An 11,810-nucleotide genomic window follows, 5' to 3' on the forward strand; every position below is an offset into this window, starting at 1 on the left:
CCAAGAAGCAAATTTGGAAGTAAGCCCTCTAAAACATGATATACTTAAGGCCAAACTATAAGATGCCTAAGGAGAAGAGAGTGAAAATGCAAGAAATCGGCCGGACCGGCCTTAAAGGATCAGCTATTGTTTTGGGGTGCATGCGGATGAATGCCTTAGAGGTACAAGAGGCGCAACAAACGCTTGCTACCGCCTGGGACCTGGGGATTAACATGTTTGACCATGCTGATATTTATGGTGATGGGGAATCTGAGCGTCGCTTCCAGCAGGCTTATAAGGCTCTAGGCTTGCCGCGGGACCAGATGATTGTGCAGTCAAAATGCGGTATCCGTCAAGGCTACTTTGATTTTTCCAAAGACTACCTAATAGCTTCGGTTGATGGTATTTTGCAACGCTTAAAGACGGATTATCTTGATGTCTTGCTTCTCCACCGGCCTGATATTTTGATCCAACCAGAAGAGGTTGCAGAAGCTTTTGATCGGCTAAAAGAAAGTGGCAAAGTTCGCCACTTTGGTGTCAGCAATCAAAACCCAATGCAGATGCAGTTGTTGGAGCATTACCTGACCAACCCCTTGGCTGTTAATCAAATGCAACTGTCACCAGCTCATACGCCTATGTTTGATGCCGCCCTAAATGTTAATATGCGTAACCAGGCAGCTGTTGATCGTGACAATGGCGTAATTGATTATTGTCGCTATAAGCAGATAACCATCCAGGCCTGGTCACCGTTTCAGATTGATTTACAAAAGGGTCTCTTTATGGGCAACCCTGATTATGATGAGTTAAATGCTACCATCCATGATTTAGCAAAAAACTATGGGGTTAGTGATGAGGCAATTGTAACAGCCTGGCTGCTTCGCCATCCAGCAAACATGCAAGTTATTGTTGGCTCAATGAATCCAGAGCGGTTACACAGGATTGCTCAAGCTAGTGAGGTGCGCTTAAGCCGACAAGAATGGTATAAAATCTACACTAGCGCTGGCAACCAGTTACCCTAGAAAACCATAGAGGTTGTGAGCAGTCTTTGCTTGCGAGCCTTTACAGATACGCTCTCTAACCTTTGCATTTATGACGGAAATGCCAGTCGTAAGTCTAAATAAGCTAAAAAGCTAGGCAGTCTCACGCTTCCTAGCTTTTTGGCTTCATATTAACAAACGCTTATAGGGGAAATCAAAGTCAAGTTCACAAGAAAAGTAATCAGCTTTTCTTGTGTGTATGCTTAATGGTAAATCCTTTGTGTTATAGAAATGGGCAAGCCCTCTACTGAGCAAACTCTGGCTTAGCCCTCGATGTATGCTTTGAGCGCATCACCACTGAGCCCAGCGTTGAGAGCGATGAGCAGTTTTAAGCGTGCCTTTTGGGCATTTAGTTCTTTGACAAACATGACCCCGGCTTTTTGCAGGTTAACCCCACCACCTAGATAGTCATAGACGGGCTCAGCGATGCCATTAAAACAACGTGAAACCAGCACAACTGGCACACCTGAGTGCATTAATTTTTCCAGTTCAGCCACCGCTGTTGGAGGAATATTGCCAGCTCCTAAGGCTTCAATGACGAGACCTTGAATGCTATCTGCCGATAAAAAACTCAAAATACTCCCATCACCCATACCGGCATAAGCCTTGATAATGGGCACCGTACCGCTGATAGCCTGTAGATCAAAGCGTACGCGCGGCTCAGCATTGGTAAAAAACAGTAAATCCTGTTTCATGATAATACCAAGCGGGCCATGGGTCGGGGTTTGAAAGGTTGAAATGTTAGTCGTATGGGTTTTGGTGACATATTTGGCGGCATGAATCTCGTCATTCATCACCACTAAGACGCCCTTGCCTTTGGCTTTTTCGTGGCAAGCAACGCGGATAGCCGTTAGGTAATTGTGGATGCCGTCGCTACCAATCTCGTTAGCACTGCGCATTGCCCCAGTCATGACGATGGGAATATTTGGCAGGGCCATTGTGTCTAGAAAATAGGCTGTCTCTTCTAAGGTATCTGTCCCATGGGTAATCACCACCCCGTCATGTTGGGGTCCCAGTGCTTTGATTTTGTGGTATAAAGCCAACATGTGCTTTGGTGTGATATGAGGGCTAGGAAGATTAAGGAAATCAATCACATTGAGTTGAATATCATCTAGCTCTAAGCCGACTTGACTCATGGGATTGATCTGGCTGGGAGTGATATAGCCGCCCGGCTCAGCTTGCATGGAAATTGTTCCTCCCGTATGAAGGACCAGAATTTTCGTCATCTACTACATACTCCAAATGTTTTGTGTTATAATCTATTTTATCATAATAGAAGAGAGTAAAAAAGGTTTTGACAATTAAAGCAGTCTTTTTTGATATTGACGGAACACTCTTAAATGATCGCAAAAACGTCCAAAAAACAACACAACAAGCCATTCAAAGTTTAAAAAAGCAAGGGATCATGGTTGGCTTAGCCACTAGTCGTGGACCGGCTTTTGTGCAACCTTTTTTAGAGAATCTTGGTTTGGATTTTGCGGTCACTTATAATGGTCAATATATCCTAACGCGAGATAAAATCCTCTATCAAAATCAGTTGCCCAAGTCGTTGATTTATAAAATTATCCGCTATGCTAGTGATGTCAAAAAGGAGGTTTCTTTAGGAACCGCATCAGGCTTGTCTGGCTCACGGATCATTGATATGGGGACCAGCCCTTTTGGACAGCTTATTTCAAGCATTGTGCCTAAAAAAATGGTGCGTACGGTTGAAAGTAGTTTTAAACATTTAATCCGGCGCATTAAACCCCAAAGTTTCAACAACTTAGTAACCATCATGCGTAAGCCCATTTACCAGATTGTCATGGTTGCTTCTGCTGAGGAGACCAAGGAGATTACTGAAAAATTCCCCCATATTAAAATCACCCGCAGTAGCCCTTATTCGATTGATATGATTTCGGTTGGCCAATCAAAAGTCAAAGGGATTGAGCGGTTGGGTCAGATGTTTGGTTTTGACTTATCTGAGGTGATGGCTTTTGGCGACTCTGATAATGACCTTGAGATGTTATCAGGGGTCGGCGTTGGAGTAGCCATGGGCAATTCGGATGTGGCAGTCAAAGAAGGGGCTCATTTTATTACCGCCTCTAATAATAATGACGGTATTTCCCAAGCCCTGGCCCACTATGGCCTCATTCATCTGGATGTTGAAAAGAGCTTTAAGAGCCGTGATGAGAATTTTAATAAGGTCAAGGACTTTCACCGCGTTATGGATGGGGATACCGTCGAAACACCAAGAGGCTACACTCTAGCAGCTGCAGGTCATCGTGCAGGCTTTAAGGTTGAAGAGATTGTCGAGTTTTTATTTGCAGCTAGCCAAGGCGACAAAAACACCTTTACCCAAGCGTTGATGGATCTACACTCGGCCATTGATCAAGCAGCCATCAAGGTCCAATCGACTGAGCATGCCGAATCACCAATGGTTGGCCAGGTGGATGCCTTGGTCGATCTCTTGTATTTTACCTATGGTTCTTTTGTTTTGATGGGGGTCGATCCTCAGCCTATTTTTGAAACGGTGCATGAAGCCAATATGGGAAAATTATTTCCAGATGGCAAGGCTCACTATGATCCTGTGACCCATAAAATCCTTAAGCCAGATTACTGGCAAGAACGGTATGCCCCAGAAGCAGCCATCAAAAAAGAATTGGATAAGCAACTGCAAAAATCCTTGCAGCGGGTCAAAAAATAAACAATCTGCCTCAAAATGAAAAAGAAGGATAAGACTTGGCTTTTAGCCAGGTCAGCTTCTTTGCCTGAGGCAGATTGTTTATTGGTTTGTTTATAATGATTTTTCACTATCACGGACGATCAAAAGATCACATGAGGCGTGGCGTAAGACATATTCAGAAGAAGACCCAATGAGCAGGCGTTCAAAAGTATTTAATCCCGTTGCCCCAAGCATAATCAGGTCAACCTTTTCGCGTTCAGGAATGTCGCGTGCTAAGAGACTTTTTGGATTACCAAATTCGATGATTTGGGTGATACGTGTTAGCCCGGCTTGCTTTGCTTGGCGTTCTAGTTCTGACAAAACATCCTTTGCTTCTTGTTCAAGCTTATCATAAATATAGGTGTCAAAGGTTGCAACACTTTGTAGTGCGCGTGTATCAATGACATGAACGAGAAAGAGTTCACCCTGGTTGCGAAGGGCAACGTTGACACCTTTGTGAAAGGCAAGTTCTGATTCGTAAGAACCGTCAACAGCTACCATGATACGTTCATAATTTTGAGACATGTGCTAATCTCCTTTGTTCATTTTCTACTAATAGTATACTCTAAATTGGAAGATATTGAAACCGTTTTATTGTTTTTTCTGAATGGCAGCCGGGCTATCTTTTTCTGGGGAAATAATTAAAACTACTTTTTATTTTAATTTTTTTCCGATATAATAGAACTTACGAGGTAACTGATCATGAAGCAATTTAACAAATCATCTAAATTAGAACATGTCGCTTATGATATTCGAGGACCGGTTCTAGATGAAGCGCAGCGCATGATGGCAAATGGTGAAAAAATTCTCCGTTTAAATACCGGCAATCCTGCGGCCTTTGGTTTTCAAGCACCAGATGAGGTGATCCGTGATTTGATTGTCAATGCCCGCTCAAGTGAGGGGTATTCAGACAGTAAAGGAATTTTTTCGGCCCGCAAGGCGATTATGCAGTATTGTCAATTAAAGGGTTTTCCACCGGTTGATATTGATGATGTCTATTTGGGAAATGGGGTTTCAGAATTGATTTCCATGTCCTTACAGGCCTTATTAGATGATGGCGATGAGGTGCTAGTTCCCATGCCAGATTACCCTTTGTGGACTGCCTGTGTGAGCTTAGGTGGTGGCCATGCTGTGCATTACCTATGTGATGAAGCAGCCAATTGGTACCCAGATATTGCAGACATTAAGGCCAAGATTACAGATCGTACCAAGGCTATTGTCGTCATCAATCCCAATAATCCAACAGGGGCACTCTATCCCAAAGAAATACTAGAAGCCATCGTAGAGTTAGCGCGTGAGCACGATTTAATTCTTTTTGCTGATGAAATTTATGACCGCCTCGTGATGGATGACGGACACCATATTGCCCTAGCCAGCCTAGCACCGGATGTCTTTTGTGTGTCTATGAATGGCCTGTCAAAATCCCACCGCATTGCTGGTTTTCGAGTGGGCTGGATGGTCCTATCTGGCCCTAAGCATCATGTCACGGGCTACATTGAAGGACTCAATATGCTAGCCAATATGCGGCTGTGCTCCAATGTTTTGGCCCAACAAGTGGTTCAAACCTCCCTAGGAGGCTACCAATCAGTCGATGAGTTGCTCTTGCCGGGCGGCCGCATCTATGAGCAACGCAATTTTATCTATGAGGCCATTAATGCCATACCTGGTTTGTCAGCTGTTAAGCCGCAGGCTGGTTTGTATATTTTTCCTAAGATTGACCGAACAATCTATCGGATTGACGATGATGAACAGTTTGTATTAGATCTCTTAAAACAAGAAAAGGTCATGCTAGTACATGGCAGAGGCTTTAACTGGAAAGATCCCGATCATTTCCGCATTGTTTATTTACCAACTGTAGAAGAACTAGCTGATGTGCAAGAAAAACTCACCCGGGTGCTAGCCAATTATAAACGCTGATTGTCAGTCATCTAATCTTATTTATGATTTCTCATCTAGGCTGTTTGCCTAGATGTTTTTGTGTCAAAATAGCAAAAAACTGGCATTTTTCCCTTGATCTAAAGGATAGTCAATTTTCTGATAATTCCTTGCTAAATCAGATGGCCTTTGTTATAATGATAACGCAAAATATTACAATAGGAATTAGAAATAGGTGAAACATGCCCAATTTACTAGAAAAAACACGTCAAATCACTTCTATTCTACAACGTTCGGTTGATAGTCTAGAAGCTGATTTACCCTACAACACGATGGCTTCGCGTTTAGCTGATATTATTGATTGCAATGCCTGTATTATTAATGGCGGTGGTAATTTACTTGGCTATGCGATGAAGTATAAAACCAACAATGACCGTGTTGAAGAATTTTTCGCAGCAAAGCAATTTCCAGATACCTATGTCAAAGCTGCTAGTCGTGTTTATGATACGGAAGCAAATTTAGCAGTAGATAACGAATTAAGCATTTTCCCTGTTGAGTCTAAGGATGATTATCCAGATGGTTTAACGACCATCGCTCCTATTTATGGCGGCGGGATGCGCCTTGGCTCGTTGATCATTTGGCGCAATGATAATGAATTTAACGATGATGATTTAATCTTGGTTGAAATTTCAAGTACAGTAGTTGGGATCCAATTGCTCAATCTGCAAACTGAAAATCTTGAGGAAACGATTCGTAAGCAGACTGCTGTTAACATGGCCATTAATACCTTGTCTTACTCTGAGATGAAGGCTGTGGCAGCCATCCTTGGTGAACTTGATGGCAATGAAGGACGCTTGACAGCTTCTGTCATAGCAGATCGCATCGGCATCACGCGTTCAGTCATTGTAAATGCCCTGCGCAAGCTAGAAAGTGCTGGAATTATTGAAAGTCGTTCTCTAGGAATGAAGGGAACTTACTTGAAAGTTATCAATGAAGGTATTTTTGAAAAGTTAAAGGAATTTTAACATGACTAAGGCACTCATTTCGATTGATTATACAAATGATTTTGTAGCAACTAATGGTAAGTTGACGGCTGGTCAACCGGCTCAAGCCATTGCCCAAAACATGGCTGCGGCGACTCAGCAAGCGTTTGCACAGGGCGACTTTATCTTTTTTGCAATTGATAATCATGAAGTGGGTGATCATTTCCATCCAGAAAGCAAGCTCTTCCCCGAGCATAATCTCAGTGGTACCAGCGGTCGTAAGCTCTACGGGCCGCTGGCTCAGGTTTACCAGACGATTGCTGCTGATAGCCGAGTATTCTGGCTAGATAAGCGTTATTATTCAGCTTTTGCAGGAACAGATCTAGACATACGTTTGCGTGAGCGAAAGGTTGACACTGTCACTTTGACCGGCGTCATGACCGATATTTGTGTCTTACATACGGCTATTGACGCCTACAACCTAGGCTACCAGATTGAAGTAGTGGCTGATGCGACAGCTAGCTTGACCCCTGAAGGGCATGCTTTTGCACTAAATCATTTGGAAAATGTCTTAGGTGCAAAGCTGATTTAAAAAATAAATAAGGTCTTGGTCTCTAGCTCACCGATAGATGACTGGCACTTACCTAATCAAAAAACGAATGCCTTTGCTTGAGAGAAATCTCCTGCGTCTGGCATTCGTTTTTTCGTTGGGCAACAAGCGTGGCATCGTAGCTTTTTTAGTAACCATATGCTCCCTCGAGCTGCTTTGTTCTTGGGCCTTGTCACGACCTTTTTACTCTCGTTTATTTTTTGTATTTGCTCGCCCTGCTAGCTGGTGCGGTAGGCAGGCCCCCGCAGTACCAGCCAGGCTATTTTAAAAAAATATTTATGATATACTGTTTATCCTTGATTTTTTCAAAATAGCTTATATAATATATCATATAAGATAAATAGTATAGCATATATGAAGGGAGTGGTTATTATTCAGTTAACAAAGCGGCAAGAAGAGATTATCACAATTGTCAAGAATCAAGAGCCCATTACTGGGGAGCTCATTGCAGAAAGTCTTCAGGTTACGCGTGCCGCCTTGCGCTCGGACTTGGTTGTCTTAACAATGCTAGGCATCTTGGACGCTAAGCCCAAGGTGGGCTATTTCTATATCGGTCAGTCGCAGGCCTTAAAGGCAGCGAATCCTTTTCAAGAAACACGAGTGTCTGATGTCATGGGCGTGCCCTTGACGGTTCATCAAGACATTTCCGTCTATGATGTCATTGTGCATATTTTTATGGAAGATGCAGGCTGCGCCTTCATTGTAGATGAACAGGACTACTTATGTGGCGTTGTGTCTCGCAAGGACCTGTTAAAAACTAGCATTGGTAGCAATGATTTGACCAAAGTTCCAGTGGGCATGATTATGACCAGAATGCCCAATATTGCCACTGTTGAAGCAGGTGCTTCCCTCTTTACGGCTGCTGAGCGATTGGTTACCAGGCAGGTGGATAGCTTGCCTGTAGTGCAACAAGACAAAAGCCAGGCTGGGAAGTTTAAAGTGGTCGGCAAACTATCTAAAACCATCCTCTCTAAGTTATTTCTTGAAATACGTGAATAGATGGAGGTGTCAGTATGGATGATCAACTTGTCATTTATATTATTTCAGATTCTTTAGGCGAAACGGCTCGCGCTATTGTTAAAGCTTGTCTGTCTCAGTTTCCACAGCATGAGCATTGGGCCTTTAAGCGTTTTTCTTATATCAATAATCAGTCCCTTCTGGATCAGATCCTTGAGGAAGCTAGTCAAAGCACAGCCCTATTGATGTTTAGCTTGGTTGATGTCGAGCTTGCTTCTTATGCCCAGAGGTGCTGTGAAGCCCAGGGTCTGGTCTATGTCGATCTACTCACCAATGTATTGCAGGGCATGTCTCAGCTCTCAGGGTTAGAACCCCTGGGCACCCCAGGTTTATTGCGTCAATTAGATCAGGATTATTTTGATCGGGTTGCAGCCATCGAATTTGCCGTGAAATATGATGACGGAAAAGACCCCCGTGGCATCTTACAAGCAGACCTGGTCTTGCTGGGTATCTCTCGCACTTCTAAAACACCTTTGAGCATGTTTTTAGCGGATAAGGCTATTAAGGTGGTGAATATTCCCCTGGTGCCCGAGGTTCCCCTGCCTAAGGAATTGGACCTGATCGATCCTAAAAAAATGATTGGTTTGACAAATTCTCTTGACCGATTAAATCAGGTGCGCAAGATGCGCTTACAGGCCCTAGGCCTGCCAGGGAATGCTAATTATGCCAGTCCAGAAAGGATTTTAGAAGAAGTGAGCTATGCCGAGACAGTCATGCAACAGCTCCACTGTCCAATCATCAATGTCTCTGATAAAGCGATTGAAGAAACGGCAACGATTATTTTAGACATGCTAAAAGCTAATAAGCTAATCACGCGAGACTTATAATAAAGGAGAGAGCAAGGTTATGGAGAGAAAATTTGTCTATCATTTTGCAGAAGGTCACAAGGACATGCGGACTTTACTAGGCGGTAAGGGAGCTAATCTGGCTGAAATGACCCGCATTGGCTTACCCGTCCCGCAAGGTTTTACCATCACAACGCAAGCCTGTAATGATTACTACGAACACCATGAAGTGATTCGTGAGCTTATTTTAGAGCAGATTGAAGAAGCACTGGGGGAGCTAGAGAAGGCCAAAGGCCAGCAATTAGGCAGTGCAGACAACCCACTGCTTGTCTCGGTGCGCTCAGGAGCGGTCTTTTCGATGCCGGGGATGATGGATACTATTTTAAATCTCGGCCTTAATGACACCAGTGTTAAGGGCTTGGCGCAAGCTACCCACAATGAACGTTTTGCCTATGATAGCTATCGTCGCTTTATTCAAATGTTTAGTGATGTGGCCAGAGGCTTGCCTAAAACACTATTTGACCAGGCCTTAGCTGAGCTTAAAGCAAAACATGGCTATCAAGAGGATACGGAGCTAAGCAGCCAGGATCTAAAAAAGCTTGTCCAAACCTATCAGGCAATCTATTTACAGCAGCTGGGTCACCCGTTTCCCCAAGATCCCAAGGAGCAATTGCTCATAGCCATTGAAGCAGTTTTTGATTCCTGGAATAATCCTCGTGCCAAAGTCTATCGCAAACTCAATGGCATTTCACAAAGCCTTGGCACGGCTGTCACTATTCAGGCTATGGTATTTGGTAATATGGGTGAGACCAGCGGCACTGGGGTAGCCTTTACCCGCAATCCCTCAACCGGGAAGAACCAGTTATTTGGTGAATACCTCATCAATGCACAGGGCGAAGATGTGGTTGCAGGGATCCGCACCCCTCAGACCATTGCCAGTTTGGCAGACAAGATGCCTGACCTTTACCAACAATTTGTAAGCGTTGCCAAAAAATTAGAAAACCATTATCGCGACATGCAAGACCTTGAATTCACCATCGAAAAGGGCCGCCTCTACATGTTGCAGACCCGTTCTGGGAAACGCACCGCTCAAGCGGCCGTTAAGATTGCAGTTGACCAGGTCCAAGAAGGGTTAATCAGCCAAGAAGAAGCCATATTGCGCATTGAGCCTCAGCAGTTAGACCACTTGCTACATCCTTCCTTTGCTCCGGCCGATCTAGCGCAAGCTAACCACCTAGCTACAGGTCTACCAGCTTCACCAGGTGCGGCCTGCGGTCGAGTCTATTTTCATGCACAAGATGCTGTCCAACAAGCCAAAGCTGGCCAAGCCGTGCTGTTAGTTCGGCAAGAAACATCAGCTGAGGATATTGAAGGCATGATCAGTGCGCAAGGCATTATCACCGCCCGTGGCGGCATGACCTCGCATGCTGCTGTGGTTGCACGTGGTATGGGGAAACCCTGTGTGGCTGGTTGCAGTCAACTGGTCATTGATGAGGTAAAACGCTGTCTCCGCCTAGGCCAAACCACCCTCCAAGAAGGCGACTTCCTCTCGCTAGATGGCAGCACCGGAGCCATCTACCTAGGTCAGGTCCCAATGAGTCAGACCGCCCTTAATGATGATTACCAGCAATTCATGGCTTGGGTTGATGCTAAACGTAAGCTGCAGGTGCGCTCAAATGCGGACAAGCCAGCGGACGTTAACATGGCACTTGCCTTTGGCGCGCAAGGAATTGGCTTATGCCGGACAGAGCACATGTTCTTTGAAGAAAGCCGGATTGCCTTGGTCCGGGAGATGATTTTGGCAAATACCAAACAAGATCGTATCCGGGCTTTGGATAAGCTTTTGCCCTTACAACGAGCGGATTTTCAGGCAATGTTTACAGCCTTGAATGGCAAATCCTGCACCATTCGCTTGCTGGACCCACCTCTGCACGAATTCTTACCACAAGACGAAGCAGCCCTTGCCGCAATGGCTACTCAGCTAGATTTGCCTCTAGCAGCTATTTATCATCGCCTGCAGGAATTGGCGGAGTTTAACCCGATGCTTGGCCATCGCGGCTGTCGCTTGGCGATTACTTATCCAGAAATCTATGAGATGCAAGCGCGAGCGATTGTCCAAGGCGCCCTCCTAGCTAAACAAGCTGGTATCAAGGTACAGCCAGAGATTATGGTGCCGCTGGTTTCGTCTGCCAAGGAGCTAGCAAGGATCCGCACCTTACTAGAGCAGACCATCACTCAGGAGCTACAAGCTAAACAGGCAGAGCTGACTTATCAGATTGGAACCATGATTGAGCTACCAAGAGCCTGTGTAACGGCAGATGAGATTGCTCAGGTTGCTGATTTCTTTAGCTTTGGGACCAATGATTTGACGCAAATGGGCTTTGGCTTTTCACGAGATGACGCCGGGAAGTTTTTGGGAGATTACCTTGAGGAGGGGATTTTAGACAACGATCCGTTCCAAGTGCTTGACCAAAAAGGAATCGGCCGCCTCCTCGCCATGGCTGTTGATTTGGGGCGTAGTGTTAAGCCTCACCTGCAATTGGGCATTTGTGGTGAGCACGGCGGCGAACCAGCTTCGGTGGCATTTTGCTACCAACAGGGCTTGGATTATGTTTCTTGCTCGCCGTTTCGGGTTCCTCTTGCTCGGCTTGCGGCCGCTCAAGCTAGCATCAAAAAAGCAGGCCCTGCCATTCTTAGAGATAAATAAGTACTGATTTTGTGAGACCTCGTCGAAACCGGCGAGGTCTTTTAGGGGTGCTATCAAGAGCTAGGCACACGCAAGCCTCCAGTAAGTAGAGAGAAACTTTTTCGCCGGGCAAGAGC

The 11,810-nt window shown here is 44.9% G+C and carries 10 protein-coding genes; 8 read left to right on the top strand and 2 right to left on the bottom strand.

Annotation, left to right across the window (positions count from 1 at the left end):
• Positions 1-86: 86 nt before the first annotated feature.
• Positions 87-998, top strand: coding sequence for an aldo/keto reductase (locus tag GWD08_RS06585; RefSeq protein ID WP_201447698.1), 912 nt, complete (start codon positions 87-89; stop codon positions 996-998).
• 281 nt (positions 999-1,279) lie between these two features.
• Here the strand turns inward: GWD08_RS06585 and GWD08_RS06590 are convergent, their stop codons facing one another.
• Entirely contained in the window at positions 1,280-2,242 is a 963-nt protein-coding gene (locus GWD08_RS06590; protein ID WP_159547707.1) for an asparaginase, read from the bottom strand.
• Between the two features lie 68 nt (positions 2,243-2,310).
• Between GWD08_RS06590 and GWD08_RS06595 the strand changes: the two genes are divergently transcribed.
• Positions 2,311-3,699: a Cof-type HAD-IIB family hydrolase gene (locus tag GWD08_RS06595; RefSeq protein WP_159547708.1), complete on the top strand. Its 1,389-nt coding sequence runs from the start codon at positions 2,311-2,313 to the stop codon at positions 3,697-3,699.
• A gap of 90 nt (positions 3,700-3,789) precedes the next feature.
• Here the strand turns inward: GWD08_RS06595 and GWD08_RS06600 are convergent, their stop codons facing one another.
• Entirely contained in the window at positions 3,790-4,242 is a 453-nt protein-coding gene (locus GWD08_RS06600) for a universal stress protein (protein ID WP_159543167.1), read from the bottom strand.
• A 177-nt stretch (positions 4,243-4,419) separates the two neighbouring features.
• Between GWD08_RS06600 and GWD08_RS06605 the strand changes: the two genes are divergently transcribed.
• From GWD08_RS06605 to ppdK, 6 genes are all read left to right on the top strand, one after another.
• Positions 4,420-5,634: a pyridoxal phosphate-dependent aminotransferase gene (locus tag GWD08_RS06605; RefSeq protein ID WP_159543165.1), complete on the top strand. Its 1,215-nt coding sequence runs from the start codon at positions 4,420-4,422 to the stop codon at positions 5,632-5,634.
• 200 nt (positions 5,635-5,834) lie between these two features.
• Positions 5,835-6,617, top strand: coding sequence for a GTP-sensing pleiotropic transcriptional regulator CodY (gene codY, locus GWD08_RS06610; RefSeq protein WP_159560285.1), 783 nt, complete (start codon positions 5,835-5,837; stop codon positions 6,615-6,617).
• 1 nt (position 6,618) lies between these two features.
• Positions 6,619-7,167, top strand: a complete 549-nt coding sequence (locus GWD08_RS06615) for a cysteine hydrolase family protein (protein WP_159547709.1) — start codon at positions 6,619-6,621, stop codon at positions 7,165-7,167.
• A 381-nt stretch (positions 7,168-7,548) separates the two neighbouring features.
• On the top strand, positions 7,549-8,184 hold the full coding sequence (gene ccpN / locus GWD08_RS06620; RefSeq protein ID WP_201447694.1) for a transcriptional regulator CcpN: 636 nt from the start codon (positions 7,549-7,551) through the stop codon (positions 8,182-8,184).
• Positions 8,185-8,198: 14 nt separating this feature from the next.
• The gene (locus GWD08_RS06625; protein WP_159547711.1) at positions 8,199-9,029 is read left to right on the top strand and encodes a pyruvate, water dikinase regulatory protein; all 831 of its coding nucleotides are present in this window, start codon (positions 8,199-8,201) and stop codon (positions 9,027-9,029) included.
• A 19-nt stretch (positions 9,030-9,048) separates the two neighbouring features.
• Positions 9,049-11,694 (top strand): pyruvate, phosphate dikinase, encoded by a 2,646-nt coding sequence (ppdK, locus tag GWD08_RS06630; protein ID WP_159547712.1) that lies wholly within the window; start codon positions 9,049-9,051, stop codon positions 11,692-11,694.
• Positions 11,695-11,810: the final 116 nt, after the last annotated feature.

It is taken from the genome of Streptococcus halichoeri (assembly GCF_009870755.1).
GTDB lineage: Bacteria > Bacillota > Bacilli > Lactobacillales > Streptococcaceae > Streptococcus > Streptococcus halichoeri.